Annotated in this window: 22 protein-coding genes; 19 read left to right on the top strand and 3 right to left on the bottom strand. The window is 53.1% G+C overall.

Annotation, left to right across the window (positions count from 1 at the left end; genetic code table 11):
* Nucleotides 1-84 precede the first annotated feature (84 nt).
* Complete coding sequence (gene ppiC / locus NA197_RS21080; RefSeq protein WP_064042913.1) at nucleotides 85-366, bottom strand: peptidylprolyl isomerase PpiC; 282 nt, start codon at nucleotides 364-366, stop codon at nucleotides 85-87.
* 193 nt (nucleotides 367-559) lie between these two features.
* On the opposite strand from ppiC, the gene NA197_RS21075 reads away from it, so the two are divergent.
* The 4 genes from NA197_RS21075 (at nucleotide 560) to rep (ending at nucleotide 4,885) form a co-directional block, all read left to right on the top strand.
* Nucleotides 560-1,261, top strand: a complete 702-nt coding sequence (locus NA197_RS21075; protein WP_024150340.1) for a Crp/Fnr family transcriptional regulator — start codon at nucleotides 560-562, stop codon at nucleotides 1,259-1,261.
* A gap of 28 nt (nucleotides 1,262-1,289) precedes the next feature.
* Complete coding sequence (locus tag NA197_RS21070; RefSeq protein ID WP_001182428.1) at nucleotides 1,290-2,033, top strand: nucleoside phosphorylase; 744 nt, start codon at nucleotides 1,290-1,292, stop codon at nucleotides 2,031-2,033.
* Nucleotides 2,033-2,761 (top strand): nicotinamide riboside transporter PnuC, encoded by a 729-nt coding sequence (gene pnuC / locus NA197_RS21065; protein ID WP_064042914.1) that lies wholly within the window; start codon nucleotides 2,033-2,035, stop codon nucleotides 2,759-2,761. The genes NA197_RS21070 and pnuC overlap by 1 nt, the downstream gene beginning before the upstream one ends.
* Nucleotides 2,762-2,860: 99 nt before the next feature.
* On the top strand, nucleotides 2,861-4,885 hold the full coding sequence (gene rep / locus NA197_RS21060) for a DNA helicase Rep (RefSeq protein WP_064042915.1): 2,025 nt from the start codon (nucleotides 2,861-2,863) through the stop codon (nucleotides 4,883-4,885).
* Between the two features lie 39 nt (nucleotides 4,886-4,924).
* Here rep and gppA read toward each other — a convergent pair whose 3' ends face one another.
* Nucleotides 4,925-6,406: a guanosine-5'-triphosphate,3'-diphosphate diphosphatase gene (gene gppA, locus NA197_RS21055; RefSeq protein WP_001089447.1), complete on the bottom strand. Its 1,482-nt coding sequence runs from the start codon at nucleotides 6,404-6,406 to the stop codon at nucleotides 4,925-4,927.
* Nucleotides 6,407-6,542: 136 nt separating this feature from the next.
* Complete coding sequence (gene rhlB, locus NA197_RS21050) at nucleotides 6,543-7,808, bottom strand: ATP-dependent RNA helicase RhlB (RefSeq protein WP_000047525.1); 1,266 nt, start codon at nucleotides 7,806-7,808, stop codon at nucleotides 6,543-6,545.
* 143 nt (nucleotides 7,809-7,951) lie between these two features.
* Here rhlB and trxA point away from each other — a divergent pair, with 143 nt between their 5' ends.
* The 15 genes from trxA to wecG all read left to right on the top strand — a co-directional run bounded on the left by trxA (nucleotide 7,952) and on the right by wecG (nucleotide 22,329).
* Nucleotides 7,952-8,281, top strand: coding sequence for a thioredoxin TrxA (gene trxA, locus NA197_RS21045; RefSeq protein WP_001280776.1), 330 nt, complete (start codon nucleotides 7,952-7,954; stop codon nucleotides 8,279-8,281).
* Nucleotides 8,282-8,528: 247 nt separating this feature from the next.
* Nucleotides 8,529-8,612 (top strand): rho operon leader peptide, encoded by an 84-nt coding sequence (locus NA197_RS21040; RefSeq protein WP_134820045.1) that lies wholly within the window; start codon nucleotides 8,529-8,531, stop codon nucleotides 8,610-8,612.
* A gap of 87 nt (nucleotides 8,613-8,699) precedes the next feature.
* Complete coding sequence (rho, locus tag NA197_RS21035; RefSeq protein WP_001054532.1) at nucleotides 8,700-9,959, top strand: transcription termination factor Rho; 1,260 nt, start codon at nucleotides 8,700-8,702, stop codon at nucleotides 9,957-9,959.
* 229 nt (nucleotides 9,960-10,188) lie between these two features.
* Nucleotides 10,189-11,292, top strand: a complete 1,104-nt coding sequence (wecA, locus tag NA197_RS21030) for a UDP-N-acetylglucosamine--undecaprenyl-phosphate N-acetylglucosaminephosphotransferase (protein ID WP_000771937.1) — start codon at nucleotides 10,189-10,191, stop codon at nucleotides 11,290-11,292.
* A gap of 11 nt (nucleotides 11,293-11,303) precedes the next feature.
* Entirely contained in the window at nucleotides 11,304-12,350 is a 1,047-nt protein-coding gene (wzzE, locus tag NA197_RS21025) for an ECA polysaccharide chain length modulation protein (protein ID WP_000193413.1), read from the top strand.
* A gap of 55 nt (nucleotides 12,351-12,405) precedes the next feature.
* Nucleotides 12,406-13,536, top strand: coding sequence for a non-hydrolyzing UDP-N-acetylglucosamine 2-epimerase (gene wecB, locus NA197_RS21020; RefSeq protein ID WP_000866685.1), 1,131 nt, complete (start codon nucleotides 12,406-12,408; stop codon nucleotides 13,534-13,536).
* A complete protein-coding gene (gene wecC / locus NA197_RS21015) occupies nucleotides 13,533-14,795 on the top strand; it encodes a UDP-N-acetyl-D-mannosamine dehydrogenase (protein ID WP_000011236.1) in 1,263 nt (420 codons plus the stop codon). The genes wecB and wecC overlap by 4 nt, the downstream gene beginning before the upstream one ends.
* Complete coding sequence (gene rffG, locus NA197_RS21010) at nucleotides 14,795-15,862, top strand: dTDP-glucose 4,6-dehydratase (protein WP_023232428.1); 1,068 nt, start codon at nucleotides 14,795-14,797, stop codon at nucleotides 15,860-15,862. The genes wecC and rffG overlap by 1 nt, the downstream gene beginning before the upstream one ends.
* Nucleotides 15,805-16,119 carry a sugar phosphate nucleotidyltransferase gene (locus NA197_RS21005; protein WP_226996200.1) on the top strand — a complete coding sequence of 105 codons (315 nt, stop codon included), beginning with the start codon at nucleotides 15,805-15,807 and terminating at the stop codon, nucleotides 16,117-16,119. The genes rffG and NA197_RS21005 overlap by 58 nt, the downstream gene beginning before the upstream one ends.
* The gene (rffC, locus tag NA197_RS21000; protein ID WP_001145154.1) at nucleotides 16,097-16,774 is read left to right on the top strand and encodes a dTDP-4-amino-4,6-dideoxy-D-galactose acyltransferase; all 678 of its coding nucleotides are present in this window, start codon (nucleotides 16,097-16,099) and stop codon (nucleotides 16,772-16,774) included. The genes NA197_RS21005 and rffC overlap by 23 nt, the downstream gene beginning before the upstream one ends.
* Nucleotides 16,775-16,778: 4 nt before the next feature.
* The gene (gene rffA / locus NA197_RS20995; protein ID WP_000612080.1) at nucleotides 16,779-17,909 is read left to right on the top strand and encodes a dTDP-4-amino-4,6-dideoxygalactose transaminase; all 1,131 of its coding nucleotides are present in this window, start codon (nucleotides 16,779-16,781) and stop codon (nucleotides 17,907-17,909) included.
* A gap of 1 nt (nucleotide 17,910) precedes the next feature.
* Entirely contained in the window at nucleotides 17,911-19,161 is a 1,251-nt protein-coding gene (wzxE, locus tag NA197_RS20990) for a lipid III flippase WzxE (protein ID WP_064042917.1), read from the top strand.
* The gene (locus NA197_RS20985; protein WP_064042918.1) at nucleotides 19,158-20,237 is read left to right on the top strand and encodes a TDP-N-acetylfucosamine:lipid II N-acetylfucosaminyltransferase; all 1,080 of its coding nucleotides are present in this window, start codon (nucleotides 19,158-19,160) and stop codon (nucleotides 20,235-20,237) included. Before wzxE ends, NA197_RS20985 begins: the two co-directional genes overlap by 4 nt.
* Nucleotides 20,234-21,592, top strand: coding sequence for an ECA oligosaccharide polymerase (gene wzyE, locus NA197_RS20980; protein WP_064042919.1), 1,359 nt, complete (start codon nucleotides 20,234-20,236; stop codon nucleotides 21,590-21,592). The genes NA197_RS20985 and wzyE overlap by 4 nt, the downstream gene beginning before the upstream one ends.
* Entirely contained in the window at nucleotides 21,589-22,329 is a 741-nt protein-coding gene (gene wecG / locus NA197_RS20975; protein WP_000183617.1) for a lipopolysaccharide N-acetylmannosaminouronosyltransferase, read from the top strand. The genes wzyE and wecG overlap by 4 nt, the downstream gene beginning before the upstream one ends.
* The last annotated feature ends 199 nt before the right edge of the window (nucleotides 22,330-22,528 follow it).

Here is a 22,528-nt window from a genome sequence, read left to right as displayed (position 1 = left end):
TGTCGGGTGGTGCTAGCGCTTACCCGACCTACAAAATCAAGCAGACGATGTAGGCCGGGTAAGGCGTAGCCGCCACCCGGCTTTTTATTTGCGATACAATACCTTAATGATGTGATAACCGAACTGGGTGTGCAATGGGCCGGTTGGCTCCAGTACCGGGCAGGAAAAGACTACTTTATCGAATGCCGGAACCATCTGGCCCTGACGAAATTCGCCTAAATGACCGCCTTTTTTACCGGATGGGCAGATAGAATGCTTCTTCGCCAGCTTCTCAAAATCGCCGCCGTTTTTAATTTGCTCCAGAAGATCCAATGCCATTTTCTCTTCTTTTACAAGGATATGCAGTGCTGCTGCCATTTTTGCCATTATTGTGTTCTCACGTCGCAAAGATTGGCCGTCACTTTATCACTCCTTAGGCCGTCAGACATATACTCTTCGCCATTACAGGACAGATGTCCCGCCTGATTTAATGAACCGGGAGATAAGCGGCATTTTTAGCAGGCGTATTTCGGATGTGCGGGACGGCGGTCCTGTCCTTTCTGACAAGGGGCGAGATACCATGAACATAATGAAAAACGCAGAATTTCCAGACGACTGGCTTTTAGGGCTACGCCAGGTCGTACGCGACCCAGTGCTCTATGAATTACTCAAATACTGCCCGTTGGAAATCATGCAGTGCTGGCGATTTGACGATATTTCCCGCGGCGCGCTTATCTGCCGCCAGGGGGATATATGCCAGCAATTTTCACTCATCGTGGCCGGCGAAGTGGATGTTTTTTACGAAGCTGAAGATGGACGCCGTTACCGACAGGCGCGTTATGGCAAAGGAGACATGCTGGGCGAGCTAGAGATATTTGAGTCACGGCATTACATCTGTTCTGTCGTAGCCGTCGGCAATGTACAGCTACTCAGCCTGCCGCAAGCGCATTTTTGCCGCTGGCTGACGCTGGATAACCACTTTAACCAGCGAATGCTGCGGTTTTTCAGCCAACAGTATTACCAGTTGTCGAAAAAGGCCAGTAGCGACAATTTGTACTCGCTGCATCAGCGCGTATGCCAGGCATTATGGCTGCGTTATCAACAATATGAATCAACCACTATTTTGCTTGATAAGCAGAATCTTGGTCAGGAATTTGCGGCGACGACGCGCAGTATCAACCGGATACTGCACGATCTGAAATCGCTGAACATTATCGATACCGACGGTGAGCGGATCATTTTACTGGCTCCTGAAAAACTCAAACAGGAGGCGGAAATCTGAACCTCTCAGAACAATAAGGAGACGGGAGATGCAACCCCATATTCGGCTTAACACAAGCATGACCCGCGCGAAATATGCGCTTTTGCCCGGCGATCCCGGGCGGGTGGATAGAATCGCCCGTTTTCTTGATAAGGCTGAGATTCTGGGGCAAAACCGGGAGTTTCGCGCGGCGCGCGGTTGGTACCAGGGGGTTGAAATAGTCGTGCTTTCCACGGGAATCGGCGGGCCGTCAACCGCTATCGCCATTGAGGAGTTACGCCAGGTTGGCGTCAACACGCTAATCCGTATCGGTAGTTGCGGCGCGTTGCAGGACTCGCTGGCGTTGGGCGATGTGATCATCGCCCACGGCGCGGTGGCTGACGACGGCGCCAGCAAAACCTATGCGCCCGCCAGTTATCCGGCCTGTGCGGACCCGTATCTTACCGCCACGCTGATACAGCAGGCGAAACAGATGAACATCTCTGCCGTTTGCGGGCTGGTGCGCAGCCATGACAGTTTTTATACCGATCGCGAAGCTGAACTGGATGCCGAATGGTCGGCCAGGGGAGTTCTCGGCGCGGATATGGAAACCGCCGCGCTGATGGTGGTGGGGGCGTTACGAGGGCTGCGTACCGCGTCGTTGCTAAACGTGGTCGTCGCGCATAGTGGCTGTCTGGAGAGCAGCATTAACCATTATGTTCAGCAGGAAACCTTGTGCCAGCAAGGTGAAGAGCGCCAAATTTCTCTGGCGCTTCAGGCCATTTATTTCGATAGTTTGCAAGGAGAGCAATGATGGACTTTTTCATCATTAACAATGTAATGGTCAACATTCCTCTCGGCGAGGGTGGGTATGCGCTGTCGTGGATTGAGGCTATCGGCACCGTGTTTGGTTTATTGTGCATCTGGTGCGCCAGCCGGGAAAAAATCGTTAATTACCTGTTTGGTTTGATTAACGTCACTCTGTTTGCCGCCATCTTTTTTCAGATTCAACTGTATGCCAGCTTGCTACTTCAGGTGTTTTTCTTTGCGGCGAATATTTACGGCTGGTACGCATGGAGCCGGCAGAATGACGCCCGGGAAGCCGCTCTGAAAGTACGCTGGCTTTCTCGTCAACAAACATGGAGGTTGGGGGGCGTATGTATTATCGCCATTCTGCTGATGACGTGGTTTATCGATCCGGTCTTCGCTATGTTGACCCGCGTTATGCTCGCTCTGTTGCAAACGGTAGGTATGCAGGTGGCGATGCCTGAACTCCAGCCGGACGCGTTCCCGTTCTGGGATTCCACCATGCTGGTGTTGTCGATTGCGGCGATGGTGCTGATGACCCGCAAGTACGTGGAAAACTGGCTGCTGTGGGTGATTATTGATGTAATTAGCGTCGTGATCTATGCAGTACAGGGCGTTTATGCGATGTCGCTTGAGTATGTTCTGCTGACGGCGATCGCGCTAATGGGTTCTTACAGTTGGATCAAGAGCGCACAGCGTAATGGCTATACGCCGCTTGCCGCCAGAGCCTGCTGATTGACCTTTTCCAGGCTGCCTGAAAAAGCAGCCTGGTCTTCTCTGGGCCTCGCTTTCTGCTACAATCCCTCCCCCGTTCGAAGATTGAGCACTATTCCCATGCGTTTAAATCCCGGCCAACAACACGCTGTCGAATTCGTCACCGGACCCTGCCTGGTGCTGGCAGGAGCGGGTTCTGGTAAAACTCGCGTAATTACCAATAAAATCGCCCACCTGATCCGCGGATGCGGCTATCAGGCCCGGCATATTGCGGCGGTGACGTTTACCAACAAGGCCGCGCGTGAGATGAAAGAACGCGTCGGGCAGACGCTCGGCCGTAAGGAAGCGCGCGGTTTGATGATCTCCACCTTTCATACGCTAGGGCTGGATATTATTAAGCGCGAGTACGCTGCGCTGGGGATGAAATCGAACTTTTCATTGTTTGACGATACCGACCAGGTCGCCTTGCTCAAAGAGCTGACCGAAGGCCTGATCGAAGACGACAAGGTTCTGTTGCAACAGCTGATCTCCACGATCTCCAACTGGAAAAACGATCTCAAAACGCCTGCGCAGGCAGCGGCGGGGGCGAAAGGCGAACGCGATCGTATTTTTGCCCACTGCTACGGGCTTTACGACGCCCATATGAAGGCATGTAACGTTCTCGATTTTGATGATTTGATTTTGCTGCCGACGCTGCTGTTGCAACGCAATGACGAGGTGCGCGAGCGCTGGCAGAATAAAATTCGTTATCTGCTGGTGGATGAATATCAGGATACTAACACCAGCCAGTATGAGTTGGTTAAGCTGCTGGTCGGGCAACGCGCGCGCTTTACGGTCGTGGGCGATGACGACCAGTCTATCTACTCCTGGCGCGGGGCGCGTCCGCAAAACCTGGTGTTACTGAGCCAGGACTTTCCGGCGCTGCAGGTGATTAAACTGGAGCAAAACTATCGTTCTTCGGGCCGCATCCTGAAAGCGGCGAATATTCTCATCGCCAACAATCCGCACGTCTTTGAAAAGCGCCTCTTTTCCGAGCTCGGTTACGGCGCGGAACTCAAAGTGTTAAGCGCAAACAATGAAGAGCATGAAGCTGAGCGCGTTACCGGCGAACTGATTGCCCATCACTTTGTGAACAAGACCCAGTACAAGGATTACGCCATTCTGTATCGCGGGAATCATCAGTCGCGGGTATTTGAAAAATTCCTCATGCAGAACCGTATTCCGTACAAAATTTCCGGCGGCACCTCATTTTTCTCCCGTCCGGAGATTAAAGACCTGCTGGCCTACCTGCGGGTGTTGACCAACCCGGATGATGACAGCGCTTTCCTGCGCATCGTGAATACGCCAAAACGCGAAATCGGCCCGGCTACTCTGCAAAAGCTGGGTGAATGGGCAATGACGCGTAATAAAAGCCTGTTTACCGCCAGCTTTGATATGGGGCTTAGTCAGAAGCTGACCGGACGTGGTTACGATTCATTGACGCGTTTTATCCACTGGCTGGGGGAAATCCAGCGTCTGGCCGAACGCGAGCCTGTCGCCGCCGTGCGCGATCTCATCCACGGTATTGACTATGAGTCCTGGTTGTACGAAACCTCGCCGAGCCCCAAAGCGGCGGAAATGCGTATGAAAAACGTTAACCAGCTCTTTAGCTGGATGACTGAGATGCTGGAAGGCAACGAACTCGATGAGCCGATGACGCTGACCCAGGTGGTTACACGCTTTACGCTGCGCGATATGATGGAGCGTGGCGAGAGCGAAGAAGAGCTGGATCAGGTACAGTTGATGACGCTTCATGCATCGAAAGGACTGGAATTCCCGTATGTCTATATGGTGGGAATGGAAGAAGGATTTTTGCCGCATCAAAGCAGCATTGACGAAGATAATATTGAGGAAGAGCGTCGGCTGGCCTATGTCGGGATCACTCGCGCGCAGAAAGAGCTCACCTTTACATTATGTAAAGAGCGCCGTCAGTATGGGGAACTGGTGCGCCCGGAACCCAGCCGCTTCCTGTTAGAACTCCCGCAGGATGATTTAATCTGGGAGCAGGAGCGCAAAGTGGTAAGTGCTGAGGAGCGAATGCAAAAAGGGCAAAGTCACCTGGCTAATCTGAAAGCCATGATGGCGGCAAAGCGAGCGAAATCGTAGGCCGGATAAGCGAAGCGTCATCCGGCAATCAGACTACGGTTAGCGAACGTCCAGCGGCCAGTGTACATAGCTTTGCCACTGGCTTTCCTGATCAATCAACTCTTTACCCAGCGGGTGATGTGCCAGCCAGTCGCCAGGCAAGGTTAACGTCAGATTTTCATTTAGCGCCTGTAGCGTAATTTCTGGTACCAGATCGTCACGACGGCGACCGGCAAAAAGAATCGCCAGTCGCAGCAAACGGCATAGCTGTTCCGCAACACGGGGCGGTACCGCGTTTTGCTGATGAAGCGAAGAGAGATCGACCGGATTGGTCTGATTCAGTAAGAGGGTGGCGAGCAATTTTTTCTGCGCGGGCGTATAGCCAGGCAGATCCAAATGGCGTACTAAATAGGCGGCATGATAGGGCGCCTGTTTAAAATCAACGCTCAGACCGATCTCATGCAACTGGCAAGCGCTAAGCAACAGTTCACGACTGATAGGCTCAATATGCCAGGCATTTTCTACCTGTTTGAGGAAGTTATCTGCCAGCTTCGCTACGCGATTTGCCTGATCGGTATCGACGATAAACCGACGCTGAATGTTTCGCAGCGTGCGGCTGCGGATATCCTGATCTACCGCCAGATGCAACATCCCATACACCAGCCCTTCGCGTAACGCGCCGCCTGCCAGCGTCATGCTCTGGATGTTCAGCTCGGTAAATATGGCGATCAGAATAGCCAGCCCGCTTGGGAAAACCAGCGCGCGCTCCAGCGTCAGGCCTTCGATTTCCAGCTCTTCCAGACGTCCGCACTGTATCGCGCGTTGTTTCAGCTGCTGTAGTTTGGCGAGCGTAATGCGCTCGTCCATCCCCTGCGCCATCATGATTTCCTGCAATGCCTGTACGGTGCCGGAGGCACCCACGCAGACCTTCCAGCCATGAAAACGCAGTTCATCGGCGACCGGACGCAGTACATCGCGCGCGGCTTTCTCCGCATCATCAAAGTTTTCTTGCGCCAGATTACGATCGCTAAAATAGCGTTCAAGCCACGTTACGCAGCCCATCGACAGGCTAAACAGCGACGTGGTTTGCGCGCCAGTGCCGGTAACCAGTTCAGTGCTGGCGCCGCCGATATCCACCACCAGTCGCTGATCTGCGCCGCCGGTGGTATGAGCGACTCCCTGATAAATCAGCCGCGCCTCTTCTTCGCCGCTGATAACCTGCACCGGACAACCAAGGATAGTCTGCGCTTTCGCGATAAATTCCCCCGCATTAACGGCGAGACGCAATGTTGCGGTGGCAACCACGCGGATTTGTGGCTGCGGGATATCCTGCAAACGTTCAGCAAACAGACGCAGGCATTGCCAGCCGCGTTCCATCGCTTCGGCTGAAAGGTGGTTGTCGTTGTTCAGACCCGCGGCCAGACGCACCTTGCGTTTTATTCGGGTCAGCGTCTGGATGCTTCCCGCCGCCTCGCGCACGACCAGCATATGAAAACTATTGGAACCGAGATCAATGGCGGCATACAACGAGGTGGAATTCATACACTTCATCCTTCAACCTGTATCCGTGTTGGCTGCGTACACTCCCCTGAATCATTTACTAAAGTACGCTCATCGGGATTTGTTTTCTTGCCGCCTTGATACAGGCTAAATGATTTTGTGTATGGCATAACTTTTCTTAACCTGAACGACGACGATTACGCGGAGCGCCAGCGCGGCGCGGACCATTGCCAGGACGCGAACGCGTCAGGCGCAACGGCTTGGGCAGATCGTTCATGAGCGCTTCCGGATTGTATTTGCTGACCGGAATCGAGTGGCCGATATAGCTCTCAATGGCGGGCAGATTCAGCGCATACTCTTCGCAAGCCAGGCTGATGGAATGCCCGCTGGCGCCAGCGCGACCGGTACGACCGATACGGTGAACATAGTCTTCACAATCGTCTGGCAGATCGTAGTTAAAGACGTGCGTTACGGCGGGGATATGCAACCCGCGCGCCGCGACATCGGTCGCCACAAGAATATCCAGATCGCCGCGGGTGAACTCATCCAGAATCCGCAGGCGCTTTTTCTGCGCGACGTCGCCGGTCAGCAGACCAACACGATGGCCATCTGCCGCCAGATGTCCCCAGATATCTTCGCAACGATGCTTGGTGTTGGCGAAAATAATGGCGCGATCCGGCCACTCTTCTTCGATCAGCGTTTGCAGTAAACGCATTTTCTCTTCATTAGAGGGGTAGAAAAGCTCTTCTTTAATGCGGTGGCCGGTCTTTTGCTCCGGTTCCACTTCAACATATTCGGCGTTGTTCATCTGTTCAAACGCCAGCTCGCGAACCCGATAAGACAGGGTGGCGGAGAACAACATGTTCAGACGCTGCGCAGCCGGCGGCATACGACGGAACAGCCAGCGGATATCTTTAATAAAGCCCAAATCGTACATGCGATCGGCTTCATCGAGTACGACGACCTGAATGGCGCCGAGGTTAATGTGGTTTTGTTTGGCGTAGTCGATCAGTCGGCCCGTCGTACCAATAAGAATATCAACGCCGCTTTCCAGCACTTTAAGCTGCTTGTCGTAACCATCGCCGCCGTAAGCCAGGCCTAATTTTAAGCCTGTCGCTTGCGCCAACGGCTCCGCGTCTGCGTGAATTTGTACGGCTAATTCACGCGTCGGCGCCATGATCAGCGCGCGCGGCTGGTTCACCTTGCGATCGTCGATCGCGGGATGAGAAAGTAAATAATGAAACGTTGACGTCAGAAACGCCATCGTTTTCCCGGTACCGGTTTGCGCCTGCCCTGCAACGTCACGACCCGCCAGCGTTAGCGGAAGGGCCAGTGCCTGAATGGGCGTACAATTATAAAACCCTTTTTTTTCAAGGGCTTCAACCACCTGTGGGTGCAGGGCGAAGTCGGAAAACTTCTGTTCTGTTAAATGTGTTTTGCTCATAGTGTGGTAGAATATCAGCTTACTATTGCTTTACGAAAGCGTATCCGGTGAAATAAAGTCAACCTTTGTTGGCGAAGTTAACATCAGCACCTCGTTGGTTAATGCTACACCAACACGCCAGGCTTATTCCTGTGGAGTTATATATGAGCGATAAAATTATTCACCTGACTGACGACAGTTTTGACACGGATGTACTCAAAGCGGACGGGGCTATCCTCGTTGATTTCTGGGCAGAGTGGTGCGGGCCGTGTAAAATGATCGCTCCGATTCTGGATGAAATCGCTGACGAATATCAGGGCAAATTGACCGTTGCCAAACTGAACATTGACCAGAACCCAGGTACTGCGCCTAAATATGGCATCCGCGGTATTCCGACTCTGCTGCTGTTTAAAAACGGCGAAGTGGCGGCAACCAAAGTAGGCGCACTGTCTAAAGGTCAGTTGAAAGAGTTTCTCGACGCCAATCTGGCGTAATACCTTTTATACGTCGAATGACACAGGCGCTGTATGGTCAGGCGTCTGTCATTCGACGAATGATTAAGGTATCAGGCAGTTTCGTGGCGTCTGTTGTCCTTACGTTATTCTTAAATTGTCAGGATCTCTGGACGCCCGGTCTGAGTCGTGCTAAGTTAGTATTGACTTCGAATTAAACATACCTTATTAAGTTTGAATCTGGTTTTATCCGTCACTTCCCGTTTTTTCTCGCACGAGAAGTGGAAAGATTCCTGGCTCTTCGCTCATTCCGTCTTGTCGTTTCAGTTCTGCGTACTTTCCTGTGACCAGACAGCGAACAGACATGAGTTGATAGCCGTAAACAGGCATGGATGACCCTGCCATACCATTCACAACATTAAGTTCGAGATTTACCCCAAGTTTAAGAACTCACACCATTATGAATCTTACCGAATTAAAGAATACGCCGGTTTCTGAGCTGATCACTCTCGGCGAAAGTATGGGGCTGGAAAACCTGGCCCGTATGCGCAAGCAGGACATTATTTTTGCCATCCTGAAGCAGCACGCAAAGAGTGGCGAAGATATCTTTGGCGACGGTGTGCTGGAGATATTGCAGGATGGATTTGGTTTCCTCCGTTCTGCAGACAGCTCCTACCTCGCCGGTCCTGATGATATCTACGTTTCCCCCAGCCAAATCCGCCGTTTCAACCTCCGCACTGGTGATACCATTTCTGGTAAGATTCGCCCGCCGAAAGAAGGTGAACGCTATTTTGCGCTGTTGAAAGTTAACGAAGTTAACTACGACAAACCGGAAAACGCCCGTAACAAAATCCTCTTTGAGAACTTAACCCCGCTGCACGCAAACTCTCGTCTGCGTATGGAGCGTGGTAACGGTTCTACCGAAGACTTAACGGCGCGCGTTCTGGATCTGGCTTCGCCGATCGGTCGCGGCCAGCGCGGTCTGATTGTCGCGCCGCCGAAAGCGGGTAAAACCATGCTGCTGCAGAACATCGCGCAGAGCATCGCGTATAACCACCCAGACTGCGTGCTGATGGTGCTGCTGATTGACGAACGTCCGGAAGAAGTAACCGAGATGCAGCGTCTGGTGAAAGGCGAAGTGGTTGCGTCTACCTTTGACGAACCGGCATCCCGCCACGTTCAGGTTGCCGAAATGGTTATCGAGAAGGCGAAACGTCTGGTTGAACACAAGAAAGACGTTATCATCCTGCTCGACTCCATCACCCGTCTGGCGCGTGCCTACAACACCGTGGTGCCGGCTTCCGGTAAAGTACTGACCGGTGGTGTGGACGCTAACGCCCTGCATCGTCCGAAGCGTTTCTTCGGTGCGGCGCGTAACGTGGAAGAGGGCGGTAGCCTGACTATCATCGCGACGGCGCTGATCGATACCGGTTCCAAGATGGACGAAGTTATCTACGAAGAGTTTAAAGGCACCGGTAACATGGAGCTGCATCTCTCGCGTAAGATCGCTGAAAAACGTGTCTTCCCGGCTATCGACTACAACCGTTCCGGTACCCGTAAAGAAGAGCTGCTCACCACTCAGGAAGAGCTGCAGAAAATGTGGATCCTGCGTAAAATCATCCATCCGATGGGTGAAATTGACGCGATGGAATTCCTCATTAACAAACTGGCGATGACCAAAACTAATGACGACTTTTTCGAGATGATGAAGCGCTCATAACCTGGTCTTTACCTGAAAACGCCACGTTTTTACGTGGCGTTTTTGTTTTGCGATTCATCCTGGCGTCATGTCATATAAACTGGTCATCGGGATATGCGCTACAGAGTAACACCATGCACAATACACATTGTTTGCGGTAAAAAGTGTAATGTTCTAACAGGTCTCTTCTAGGAGCTGGCGTAACGCATTATACTTTAAGGAAATGATATATGCTGAGAGCACATACACTGTGAAGTTACTCACCGCTTTATCTGAGCTAATCAGTATTTTTTTATTCACGACCATTTTTATTTTTCTTGCGCGAAAAGTAGCCATAAAAATTGGTTTAGTGGATAAACCAAACTTTCGTAAACGACATCAGGGTGTTATCCCATTAGTCGGCGGGATTTCTGTGTTTGCAGGAATCTGCTTTATGTTTGGCCTCTCGGATTACTACATACCGCACTTATCGCTATATCTTATTTGCGCTGGTGTATTGGTTTTTGTTGGTGCGATGGATGACCGTTTTGATATCAGTGTAAAAATTCGTGCTGTGGTTCAGGCTGTTATTGCGGTTGTAATGATGGTTATCGCAAAACTTCACTTAGGTAGCCTTGGTTACATCTTTGGGCCTTGGGAGTTAGTGCTTGGCCCCTTTGGCTATTTCCTTACCCTGTTTGCGGTATGGGCGGCGATCAACGCTTTCAATATGGTGGACGGTATTGACGGCCTGCTGGGTGGGTTATCCAGCGTCTCATTTGCGGCGATGGGGCTGATTTTATGGTTTGATGGTCAGACTAGTCTGGCAATGTGGTGTTTTGCCATGATCGCCGCGATTCTGCCTTACATTATGCTTAATCTCGGTATTTTGGGGCGGCGTTATAAAGTCTTTATGGGCGATGCCGGTAGTACACTGATTGGCTTTACCGTCATCTGGCTTTTACTGGAAACGACGCAGGGGAAAACTCACTCTATCAGCCCGGTTACCGCGCTATGGATTATCGCTATTCCATTGATGGATATGGTGGCGATTATGTATCGCCGTCTGCGTAAAGGGATGAGCCCCTTTTCCCCTGATCGCCAACATATTCATCATTTGGTTATGCGAGCAGGGTTTACTTCCCGCCAGGCATTTGTTCTTATTACGCTCGCAGCGGCGATTCTGGCGGGAGTAGGCGTAACGGCAGAATACTCTCATTTTGTTCCTGAATGGGTTATGTTGGTGCTCTTTTTGCTAGCATTCTTCCTCTATGGCTACTGCATTAAGCGGGCCTGGAAGGTGGCGAGATTTATTAAGCGTGTGAAGCGTCGCCTGCGCAGGCAACGTGAGAACCGGCCAAACTTAACCAAGTAAATGAGGATACGATGACACAACCATTACCGGGGGCACGCGCGGTGAGCGCTGAAAATGAACTGGATATTCGCGGGTTGTTTCGTACTTTATGGGCTGGCAAATTCTGGATTATCGGCATTGGCCTGCTATTTGCCCTTATCGCGTTAGCCTATACCTTTTTTGCTCGTCAGGAGTGGAGTGCGACGGCGATCACCGATCGCCCAACCGTAAATATGTTGGGCGGTTATTACTCCCAGCAGCAGTTTCTGCGCAACCTGGATATTAAGACCGATCCTGCTTCTTCCGATAAACCCTCGGTGATGGATGAAGCGTATAAAGAGTTCATCATGCAACTTGCCTCCTGGGATACGCGTCGCGATTTCTGGTTACAGACGGACTATTACAAGCAGCGAATGGTCGGGAATAGCAAAGCTGATGCGGCGATGCTTGATGAACTGATCAATAACATACAGTTTACGCCCGGCGATTTTACACGCGCCATCAACGACAATGTGAAGCTGATTGCTGAAACTGCGCCGGACGCCAATAATCTGCTGCGTCAGTATGTCGCATTCGCCAGCCAGCGGGCGGCGAGCCATCTGAATGATGAATTAAAAGGTGCCTGGGCTGCGCGTACCGTGCAGATGAAAGCCCAGGTCAAACGGCAGGAGGAGGTTGCGAAAGCGATCTATTCACGTCGTGTAAACAGTATTGAGCAGGCGCTCAAAATTGCGGAACAACATAATATTTCTCGTAGCGCGACAGATGTCCCGGCGGATGAATTACCGGACTCAGAGCTTTTTTTACTCGGTCGCCCTATGTTGCAGGCGCGTCTTGAAAATCTGCAAGCGGTTGGCCCTGCGTTCGATTTGGACTACTTTCAAAATCGGGCAATGTTGAATACGCTTAATGTGGGGCCGACCCTGGACCCTCGTTTTCAGACCTATCGTTATTTGCGTACGCCGGAAGAACCGGTAAAACGTGATAGCCCACGCCGAGCCTTCCTGATGATTATGTGGGGTATCGTTGGGGCGCTAATCGGTGCGGGCGTTGCCTTAACCCGTCGCCGCACGATTTAGCAACACCTCTGCAGTAGGGGGCTGGGCCCCTACTGTCTATTCGAAGAGAATCGATGTGAAAGTACTGACTGTATTTGGTACACGACCGGAGGCCATTAAGATGGCGCCTCTGGTCCATGCGCTGGAAAAAGATCCTCATTTCGAGGCCAAAGTATGCGTTACTGCGCAGCATCGGGAGATGCTTGATCAGGTATTAACTCTTTTTTCTATTGTGCCTGATTACGATCTCAACATTATGCAGCCGGGACAGGGGTTGACGGAAATTACCTGCCGAATTCTGGAGGGATTAAAGCCGATCCTGGCAGATTTTAAACCTGATGTGGTGCTGGTTCATGGCGATACCACCACTACGATTGCTACCAGCCTGGCGGCTTTCTATCAACGAATTCCGGTAGGGCACGTAGAAGCCGGGTTGCGAACCGGCGATCTCTATTCCCCCTGGCCGGAAGAGGCAAACCGCACGCTGACCGGACATCTGGCGATGTACCACTTTGCGCCGACGGAAAACTCGCGGCAGAATCTGTTGCGGGAGAACATTCCGGATGAGCGCATTTTTGTCACTGGCAATACCGTTATCGACGCGCTGATCTGGGTACGCGATCGCGTTCTGACGAGCGATACATTACAGGCTGAACTGGCCGAGCAGTATCCTTTCCTCAACGCGAATAAGAAGATGATTTTGGTGACCGGTCATCGGCGTGAAAGCTTTGGTCAGGGCTTTGAGCATATCTGCCAGGCGCTGGCGGAAATCGCCGCCGCGAACCAGAATGTGCAAATTGTCTATCCGGTGCATCTCAATCCCAACGTCAGCGAACCTGTCAACCGTATCCTCGGCCATGTTGAAAACGTGGTACTGATTGAGCCGCAGGACTACTTACCTTTTGTCTGGCTGATGAATCACGCCTGGCTCATTCTGACCGATTCCGGCGGTATTCAGGAAGAAGCGCCGTCATTAGGTAAGCCGGTATTGGTCATGCGTGAAACCACAGAGCGTCCGGAAGCCATTACCGCTGGTACGGTAAGACTGATCGGTACGGACTCCCGGCGCATTGTGGCGGAAGTTATGCGTCTGCTGCACGACGAAAATGAATATCAAACCATGAGCCGCGCCCATAATCCTTATGGTGACGGGCAATCATGCGCGCGCATTTTACAGGCGTTAAAAAGTTATCGGGTATCGTTATGAGTTTTACGACCATTTCTGTTATTGGGCTGGGGTATATCGGATTACCGACTGCGGCCGCTTTTGCTTCCCGCCAGAAGCAGGTTATCGGCGTGGATATCAACCAACATGCGGTAGACACCATAAATCGCGGTGAAATTCACATCGTGGAGCCGGCGTTGGGCAATGTGGTGAAGATGGCGGTGGAAGGCGGCTTTCTGCGTGCGACGACGACACCTGTCGAGGCCGATGCGTACCTGATTGCCGTGCCGACGCCATTCAAAGGCGATCATGACCCTGATATGGCCTATGTGGAAGCCGCGGCGAAATCCATTGCGCCGGTATTAAAAAAAGGGGCACTGGTGATTCTGGAATCAACATCGCCGGTCGGCGCAACGGAGCAAATGGCTGGCTGGCTGGCCGGGATGCGCCCGGATCTGACCTTTCCCCAGCAGGCGGGCGAGCAGGCCGACGTGAATATCGCCTATTGTCCGGAGCGTGTGCTGCCGGGTCAGGTGATGGTGGAACTCATTAAAAATGACCGCGTGATTGGCGGTATGACGCCAGTATGTTCGGCTCGCGCCAGCGCGCTGTACAAAATTTTCCTTGAGGGCGAATGCGTTGTCACCAACTCGCGCACCGCAGAGATGTGCAAGCTGACGGAAAATAGCTTCCGTGATGTGAATATCGCCTTTGCAAATGAATTGTCGCTGATTTGCGCCGAACAGGGGATTAACGTCTGGGAATTGATCCGTCTGGCGAACCGCCATCCGCGCGTCAATATTTTGCAGCCGGGCCCAGGCGTTGGCGGGCACTGCATTGCGGTCGATCCGTGGTTTATTGTGGCGCAAAATCCGCAGCAGGCGAGACTGATTCGCACCGCGCGTGAAGTGAACGACGGCAAACCGCACTGGGTAGTCGATCAGGTAAAAGCCGCGGTCGCAGATTGCCTGGCGGCCACCGATAAACGCGCCAGCGAAGTGAAAATCGCCTGTTTTGGGCTGGCCTTTAAGCCGAATATCGACGATCTGCGCGAAAGCCCGGCGATGGGGATCGCGCAAAGTATCGCCCGCTGGCACAGCGGCGAAACCCTGGTCGTCGAACCGAATATCCGTCAGTTGCCGAAAAAATTGGACGGACTTTGCACGCTGGCGAAGCTGGACGCGGCGCTGGCCGCCGCCGATGTGCTGGTGATGCTGGTCGATCACGACGAATTTAAAGCGATCCCCGGCGATGCGGTTCATCAACGTTATGTGGTTGATACCAAAGGAGTCTGGCGCTGATGAAACGCATTCTGGTGACCGGCGGCGCAGGCTTTATCGGATCTGCGGTGGTGCGGCATATCATCCATGAAACGGCAGACGCGGTGGTGGTGGTGGATAAACTCACCTATGCGGGCAACCTGATGTCTCTGGCGTCGGTGGCGCAAAGCGACCGTTTCGCCTTTGAGAAGGTGGATATCTGCGATCGGGCATCACTGGAGCGAGTTTTCCAGCAGTATCAGCCCGTTAGCGTGATGCACCTGGCGGCGGAAAGCCATGTAGACCGTTCCATCGACGGCCCGGCGGCGTTTATTGAAACGAATATCGTTGGTACTTACACCTTGCTGGAAGCCGCTCGCGCTTACTGGTCCGCGCTTGGCGCGGATGCTAAAGCGGCGTTCCGCTTCCACCATATCTCCACCGATGAAGTGTATGGCGATCTGCATACTGCAGACGATTTCTTCACCGAAACCACGCCATATGCGCCAAGCAGTCCTTATTCCGCCTCCAAAGCCAGCAGCGACCATCTGGTACGCGCCTGGTTACGTACCTACGGTCTGCCTACGCTTGTCACCAACTGCTCTAATAACTACGGGCCCTACCATTTCCCGGAAAAACTGATCCCGCTGATGATTCTGAATGCGCTGGCGGGTAAACCATTGCCGGTCTATGGCAACGGTCAGCAAATTCGCGACTGGCTGTATGTGGAGGATCATGCCCGTGCGTTGTATCACGTGGTGACGAACGGCGCGGTGGGTGAAACGTATAATATCGGCGGTCATAACGAACGTAAAAATCTGGATGTGGTCAGGACGATCTGCGCTCTGTTGGAAGAACTGGCCCCACAAAAACCGCAGGGTGTGGCGAATTATCACGATCTGATTACCTTCGTCGACGATCGACCCGGCCATGACTTACGTTATGCCATCGACGCGTCGAAAATCGCCCGCGAGCTGGGCTGGACGCCGCAGGAAACCTTCGAAAGCGGGATGCGAAAAACCGTTCAGTGGTATCTCGCCAATGAGGCCTGGTGGAAACCCGTGCAGGATGGCAGTTATCAGGGCGAACGCTTAGGACTGAAACGCTAAACGGCAGGTTCTTACTCCTGGAGGAGAAACGAATGAAAGGCATCATTCTGGCGGGAGGTTCCGGTACCCGGTTGCATCCCATTACGCGCGGCGTATCAAAGCGCCAGGGCTTCAAAATTGCCTGTCTGGAGGAGATTGCCTGGCGCAACGGCTGGCTGGATGATTATGGTTTGAAACGCGCCGCCAGTCAGCTTGAAAAAACCGGCTATGGCCAATATTTACTGGAGTTGCTCCGTGCCCGTCCGCGCCAGTATTGAACCGTTACTCTGGGAAAATACGTTCTTTGGTGTGAATAGCGGCATTGTGCGTATCGATGCCTCAGCGCCCGAATTAACGCCAGAAGCGCTGCAGGCGTGGCAACGCGTGCAGGTAAAAGTGCCGGCTGAAAACATCGCCTGGCTGTCGGCGTTGCAATCGCTGGGATTCTCTTTGGTTGAAGGCGAGGTGGATTTTGCGTTGCCGGTAAAAGGGCATCGCGACCAGCATGGCGCGGAAATTGCACACCTTAAAGACATTCCTGCTTTGCGTCAGTTGGCCGGAGAGGCGTTTACGCAGAGTCGTTTTCGCGCGCCGTGGTATGCGCCCGACGCCAGCGCCCGTTTTTACGCCCAGTGGATTGAGAATGCGGTACGCGGCACGTTTGATCACCAATGCCTGGTCCTTCGCACGGAGACAGGCGCTATCCGCGGTTACGTCTCGCTGCGGGAATTGAATGATACCGACGCGCGCATCGGTCTGTTGGCCGGACGCGGCGCGGGAGCGGAACTTATGCAGGCGGCGATCTGTTGGGCGCAGAGTCGCGGCAAAGCAACATTGCGGGTGGCGACCCAATTGGGCAACACCGCCGCGCTTAAACGTTACATACAAAGCGGTGCCAACATCGAAAGCACTGCGTACTGGTTATACAGGTGACAACATGATTCCTTTTAATGCGCCGCCGGTGGTGGGAACCGAACTCGAATACATGCAGTCTGCAATGAGCAGCGGCAAACTGTGCGGCGACGGCGGCTTTACGCGTCGTTGCCAGCAGTGGCTGGAGCAACATTTCGGCAGCGCGAAGGTGTTGCTGACGCCTTCCTGTACCGCGTCTCTGGAGATGGCGGCCCTGTTGTTGGATATTCAGCCCGGCGATGAAGTGATCATGCCGAGCTTTACGTTTGTCTCCACCGCTAACGCTTTTGTCCTGCGCGGCGCGAAAATTGTATTTGTCGATATTCGTCCGGATACGATGAATATTGACGAAACGCTGATTGAGGCGGCGATTACTGATAAAACCCGTGCTATCGTGCCGGTACACTACGCTGGCGTCGCTTGTGAAATGGACGTCATCATGGCGCTGGCGGATAAGTATAATCTGTTCGTTGTCGAGGATGCCGCCCAGGGTGTGATGTCCACGTACAAAGGGCGCGCATTAGGGACGATCGGTCACATCGGCTGTTTTAGCTTCCATGAAACCAAAAATTACACCGCTGGCGGCGAAGGCGGCGCGACGCTGATCAACGATCGTACGCTAATTGAACGCGCGGAGATCATCCGCGAAAAAGGCACCAACCGTAGCCAGTTCTTCCGTGGTCAGGTGGATAAATACACCTGGCGGGATATCGGCTCCAGTTATTTGATGTCCGATCTGCAGGCTGCCTATCTGTGGGCGCAACTGGAGGCCGCCGATCGTATCAATCAACAGCGTCTGTCGCTGTGGCAGACTTACTACGATGCGTTAACGCCGCTGGCGCGCGCCGGGCGTATCGAGCTGCCTTCTATTCCGGAAAACTGCGGGCATAATGCCCACATGTTTTACATCAAACTGCGGGATATCGCCGATCGCAGCGCGCTGATTAATTTCCTGAAAGAGGCGGAAATCATGGCGGTATTCCATTACATTCCGCTGCATGATTGTCCGGCGGGCGATAAATTCGGCGAGTTTATCGGGGACGATGTCTACACCACAAAAGAGAGCGAACGTTTGTTGCGTCTGCCGCTGTTTTATAACCTTGCGCCCGTCGATCAACGAACGGTGATTACTACCTTGCTAAATTATTTCTCCTGATATGTCGCTTGCTAAAGCCTCCCTGTGGACGGCGGTCAGTACGCTGGTAAAAATTGGCGCCGGACTGCTGGTGGTGAAACTACTGGCCGTCTCTTTTGGTCCAGCGGGCGTCGGACAAGCGGGTAACTTCCGCCAGATGATCACCGTGCTGGGCGTATTGGCTGGCGCCGGGATATTTAACGGCGTTACCAAACTCGTCGCACAACATCATGATGACCCGGCGCAGTTACGTACCGTGGTGGGAACCTCCTCCGCGATGGTATTGGGGTTCTCTACGCTGCTGGCGCTGGTCTTCCTGCTGGCGGCGGCGCCGATTAGCCAGGGATTGTTCGGTCATACGGACTATCAAGGGTTGGTGCGTCTGGTTGCGCTGGTACAAATGGGGATCGCCTGGGCGAACCTGCTGCTGGCGCTAATGAAGGGCTTTCGTGACGCGTCGGGTAATGCCTTATCGTTAATTGTCGGCAGCTTTTTGGGCGTCGCCGCCTGGTATCTCTGCTACCGTGTCGGCGGCTATGAAGGCGCTCTGCTTGGCCTGGCGCTGGTGCCGGCGCTGGTGGTAGTGCCAGCCGGTATAATACTGATTAAGCGCGGCACCGTCCCGCTACGCTATCTCAAGCCCTCCTGGAACAACGGTCTGGCAGGGCAGCTCAGTAAATTTACCCTGATGGCGCTGATTACCTCCGTTACGATGCCGGTCGCCTATGTGATGATGCGAAACCAACTGGCCGCGCACTATAGCTGGAGCGATGTCGGGATCTGGCAGGGCGTAAGCAGTATTTCTGACGCCTATCTGCAATTTATCACCGCCTCCTTCAGCGTTTACCTGTTACCCACGCTCTCACGCCTGACGGAAAAACAGGACATTACGCGTGAAGTGGTAAAAGCGCTGAAATTTGTTTTACCGGCGGTTGCGGCGGCGAGTTTTACCGTCTGGCTACTGCGCGATTTTGCTATCTGGCTGCTTTTTTCCACCAAATTCACCGCGATGCGCGATCTGTTCGCCTGGCAGTTAGTGGGCGACGTGCTGAAAGTCGGCGCCTATGTTTTCGGTTATCTGGTGATTGCCAAAGCGTCGTTGCGATTTTACATTCTGGCCGAAATTAGCCAGTTCATTCTGTTAACGGCGTTCGCTCACTGGCTGATTCCCGCTCACGGCGCGCTGGGTGCGGCACAGGCTTATATGGCCACCTATATTGTCTATTTTTCACTTTGTTGCGGCGTATTTTTACTCTGGCGTAGGCGAGCATGACTGTACTGATTCACGTCCTGGGATCGGATATCCCTCACCATAACCACACCGTGCTGCGGTTTTTCAATGATACGCTGGCCGCCACAAGCGAGCACGCGCGCGAATTTATGGTTGCCGGTGAAGATAACGGCTTCACGGAAAGCTGCCCGGCGCTCTCGCTTCGTTTTTATGGCAGTAAGAAAGCGCTGGCGCAGGCGGTCATCGCCAAAGCGAAAGCAAATCGTCGACAGAGATTCTTCTTTCACGGTCAGTTCAACACCAGCCTGTGGCTGGCGCTGTTAAGCGGCGGTATTAAGCCAGCTCAGTTTTACTGGCATATCTGGGGCGCGGATCTCTACGAAGTGTCCCACGGGCTGAAATTCCGCCTTTTCTACCCGCTTCGTCGTATCGCGCAGGGGCGAGTAGGGGGCGTATTCGCGACGCGCGGCGATCTCAGCTATTTTGCGCGCCAGCATCCTGACGTACGCGGCGAGTTGCTCTATTTCCCGACGCGCATGGACCCTTCCCTGAATGCTATGGCAAAAGAGCGCCAACGTGCGGGGAAATTGACCATTTTGGTAGGGAACTCCGGCGATCGCAGTAACGAACATATTGCGGCGTTACGGGCGGTGTATCAGCAGTTTGGCGACACGGTAAACGTGGTGGTGCCGATGGGCTATCCGGCCAATAACCAGGCCTATATTGATGAGGTTCGTCAGGCCGGCCTGGCGCTGTTTAGCGCCGAAAATCTACAAATTCTTAGCGAAAAAATGGAATTTGATGCCTATCTTGCGCTGTTGCGCCAGTGCGACCTCGGTTATTTTATTTTTGCCCGCCAACAGGGGATCGGGACGTTGTGTCTGCTAATTCAGGCCGATATCCCGTGCGTACTGAACCGCGACAATCCTTTCTGGCAGGATATGGCGGAACAGCATCTGCCCGTCCTGTTTACCACGGACGATCTTAATGAGCAGGTCGTGCGCGAGGCGCAGCGTCAGCTCGCATCGGTAGATAAAAGCGGCATTACCTTCTTTAGCCCCAACTACCTGCAACCGTGGCATAATGCGTTGAGAATCGCCGCAGGAGAAGCCGAATGAGTTTAATGCAATTCAGCGGGCTGCTGGTGGTCTGGCTGCTCTCTACGCTGTTTATCGCCACGCTGACCTGGTTTGAATTCCGCCGCGTGCGTTTTAACTTCAACGTTTTCTTTTCGTTGCTGTTTTTGTTGACCTTCTTTTTTGGTTTTCCGCTAACCAGCGTGCTGGTATTTCGTTTCGACGTTGGCGTCGCGCCGCCGGAAATCTTATTGCAGGCTCTATTATCCGCCGCCTGTTTCTACGGCGTGTATTACGTGACCTATAAAACGCGTTTACGCAAACGCGTTGTGGATGTACCACGCAAGCCGCTATTTACCATGAACCGGGTGGAAACCCACCTTACCTGGGTGATCCTGATGGGCATCGCGCTGGTGAGCGTGGCGATTTTCTTTATGCATAACGGCTTTTTGCTGTTCCGGCTGCACTCCTACAGCCAGATCTTTTCCAGCGAAGTCTCCGGCGTGGCGTTAAAACGGTTCTTCTATTTCTTCATTCCGGCGATGCTGGTGGTCTATTTCCTGCGCCAGGACAGCAAAGCGTGGCTGTTTTTTCTGGTGAGCACCGTCGCGTTTGGTTTGTTGACCTACATGATTGTCGGCGGCACGCGCGCCAACATCATTATTGCGTTTGCAATTTTCCTGTTTATCGGCATTATTCGGGGCTGGATCAGCCTGTGGATGCTGGTAGCGGCGGGCGTGCTGGGGATTGTCGGTATGTTCTGGCTGGCGCTCAAACGCTACGGATTAAATGTGAGCGGCGATGAGGCGTTCTATACGTTTCTTTATCTGACGCGCGATACCTTTTCGCCGTGGGAGAATCTGGCGCTGCTGTTGCAAAATTACCACAATATCGATTTTCAGGGGCTGGCCCCTATCGCGCGTGATTTCTACGTCTTTATTCCCACCTGGTTATGGCCGGGACGACCCAGTATCGTGCTGAACTCTGCGAATTACTTCACCTGGGAAGTCCTGAACAACCATTCTGGCCTGGCGATATCGCCAACGCTTATTGGATCGCTGGTGGTCATGGGCGGGGCGCTGTTTATTCCGCTCGGCGCGATCGTCGTCGGGCTGATTATCAAATGGTTCGACTGGCTGTATGAACTGGGTAACCGGGAGCCCAATCGCTATAAGGCGGCGATTCTGCACAGTTTCTGCTTTGGCGCCATCTTTAATATGATTGTGCTGGCGCGAGAAGGGCTGGATTCGTTTGTTTCGCGCGTGGTTTTCTTCCTGGTGGTTTTTGGCGCCAGCCTGCTGGTCGCTAAGCTTCTGTTCTGGTTATTTGATAGCGCCGGACTGATTCATAAACGTACAACTTCGCTCCCTCAGGCACAGGTGGAAGGAAAACTATGACCAATAATGCCGCTGCGCCCCTTTACTCGCTGCGCGGGTTACCTCTGATTGGCTGGCGCGACATGTCACATGCGCTGAATTATCTGTTTGCCGATGGTCAACTGAAGCAAGGCACGTTGGTGGCGATCAACGCCGAAAAGCTGCTGACGGCGGAAGATAATCCGGAAGTACGCGCGTTGATAGCGGCGGCGGAATTTAAATATGCCGATGGCATCAGCGTGGTGCGTTCAATACGTAAAAAATTTCCGCAGGCGCAGGTTTCTCGTGTGGCTGGCGCCGACCTTTGGGAAGCGTTAATGGCGCGCGCGGGGAAAGAAGGCACACCGGTATTTCTTGTCGGCGGCAAGCCTGAGGTGCTGGCGCAGACGGAAGCAAAACTGCGGACGCAGTGGAACGTCAATATTGTGGGTAGCCAGGATGGTTACTTTACGCCGGAGCAGCGTCAGGCGCTATTTGCGCGTATCCATGCCAGCGGCGCGAAAATTGTCACCGTCGCGATGGGATCGCCAAAACAGGAATTACTCATGCGCGATTGTCGGGAAGTGCATCCCCATGCGTTATATATGGGGGTGGGCGGGACCTATGATGTGTTTACCGGTCACGTCAAACGCGCCCCAAAAATATGGCAGAACCTGGGGCTGGAGTGGTTGTATCGTCTGCTTTCTCAACCGAAGCGTATTACCCGCCAGATGCGTCTGCTGCGCTACCTTCGCTGGCACTATACTGGCGATCTCTAATTCTCCCTTCTGATGACTTGAGCAGCGGATTGTGCTTATGGCGCTGCTCATTTACAACATAATCGATGATTTCTTACACAATAAGTGCATTTTTTTAATGCTTCATTTGCCATTTGTCCAAATTTAAGAAAATATTCGCAACAATCGATGTACCCATAACAATAACCGGTACTACCGGAACCGTTGCAAACACGACATG

The sequence above is a fragment of the Salmonella sp. NW884 genome (assembly GCF_051700745.1).
Classification (GTDB): Bacteria; Pseudomonadota; Gammaproteobacteria; order Enterobacterales; family Enterobacteriaceae; genus Salmonella; species Salmonella enterica.
This window is presented reverse-complemented; position numbering and strand designations above follow the sequence as displayed.

What these genes read in the sequence shown, in the direction of transcription:
- rhlB (WP_000047525.1), bottom strand. Translation starts at nt 7,808, where the DNA reads ATGAGCAAAACACATTTAACAGAACAGAAGTTTTCCGACTTCGCCCTG.
- rep (WP_064042915.1), top strand. Translation starts at nt 2,861, where the DNA reads ATGCGTTTAAATCCCGGCCAACAACACGCTGTCGAATTCGTCACCGGA.
- NA197_RS21070 (WP_001182428.1), top strand. Translation starts at nt 1,290, where the DNA reads ATGCAACCCCATATTCGGCTTAACACAAGCATGACCCGCGCGAAATAT.
- rho (WP_001054532.1), top strand. Translation starts at nt 8,700, where the DNA reads ATGAATCTTACCGAATTAAAGAATACGCCGGTTTCTGAGCTGATCACT.
- wzzE (WP_000193413.1), top strand. Translation starts at nt 11,304, where the DNA reads ATGACACAACCATTACCGGGGGCACGCGCGGTGAGCGCTGAAAATGAA.
- rffG (WP_023232428.1), top strand. Translation starts at nt 14,795, where the DNA reads ATGAAACGCATTCTGGTGACCGGCGGCGCAGGCTTTATCGGATCTGCG.
- wzxE (WP_064042917.1), top strand. Translation starts at nt 17,911, where the DNA reads ATGTCGCTTGCTAAAGCCTCCCTGTGGACGGCGGTCAGTACGCTGGTA.
- wecG (WP_000183617.1), top strand. Translation starts at nt 21,589, where the DNA reads ATGACCAATAATGCCGCTGCGCCCCTTTACTCGCTGCGCGGGTTACCT.
- NA197_RS21075 (WP_024150340.1), top strand. Translation starts at nt 560, where the DNA reads ATGAACATAATGAAAAACGCAGAATTTCCAGACGACTGGCTTTTAGGG.
- wzyE (WP_064042919.1), top strand. Translation starts at nt 20,234, where the DNA reads ATGAGTTTAATGCAATTCAGCGGGCTGCTGGTGGTCTGGCTGCTCTCT.
- trxA (WP_001280776.1), top strand. Translation starts at nt 7,952, where the DNA reads ATGAGCGATAAAATTATTCACCTGACTGACGACAGTTTTGACACGGAT.
- rffA (WP_000612080.1), top strand. Translation starts at nt 16,779, where the DNA reads ATGATTCCTTTTAATGCGCCGCCGGTGGTGGGAACCGAACTCGAATAC.
- wecC (WP_000011236.1), top strand. Translation starts at nt 13,533, where the DNA reads ATGAGTTTTACGACCATTTCTGTTATTGGGCTGGGGTATATCGGATTA.
- ppiC (WP_064042913.1), bottom strand. Translation starts at nt 366, where the DNA reads ATGGCAAAAATGGCAGCAGCACTGCATATCCTTGTAAAAGAAGAGAAA.
- pnuC (WP_064042914.1), top strand. Translation starts at nt 2,033, where the DNA reads ATGGACTTTTTCATCATTAACAATGTAATGGTCAACATTCCTCTCGGC.
- gppA (WP_001089447.1), bottom strand. Translation starts at nt 6,406, where the DNA reads ATGAATTCCACCTCGTTGTATGCCGCCATTGATCTCGGTTCCAATAGT.
- NA197_RS20985 (WP_064042918.1), top strand. Translation starts at nt 19,158, where the DNA reads ATGACTGTACTGATTCACGTCCTGGGATCGGATATCCCTCACCATAAC.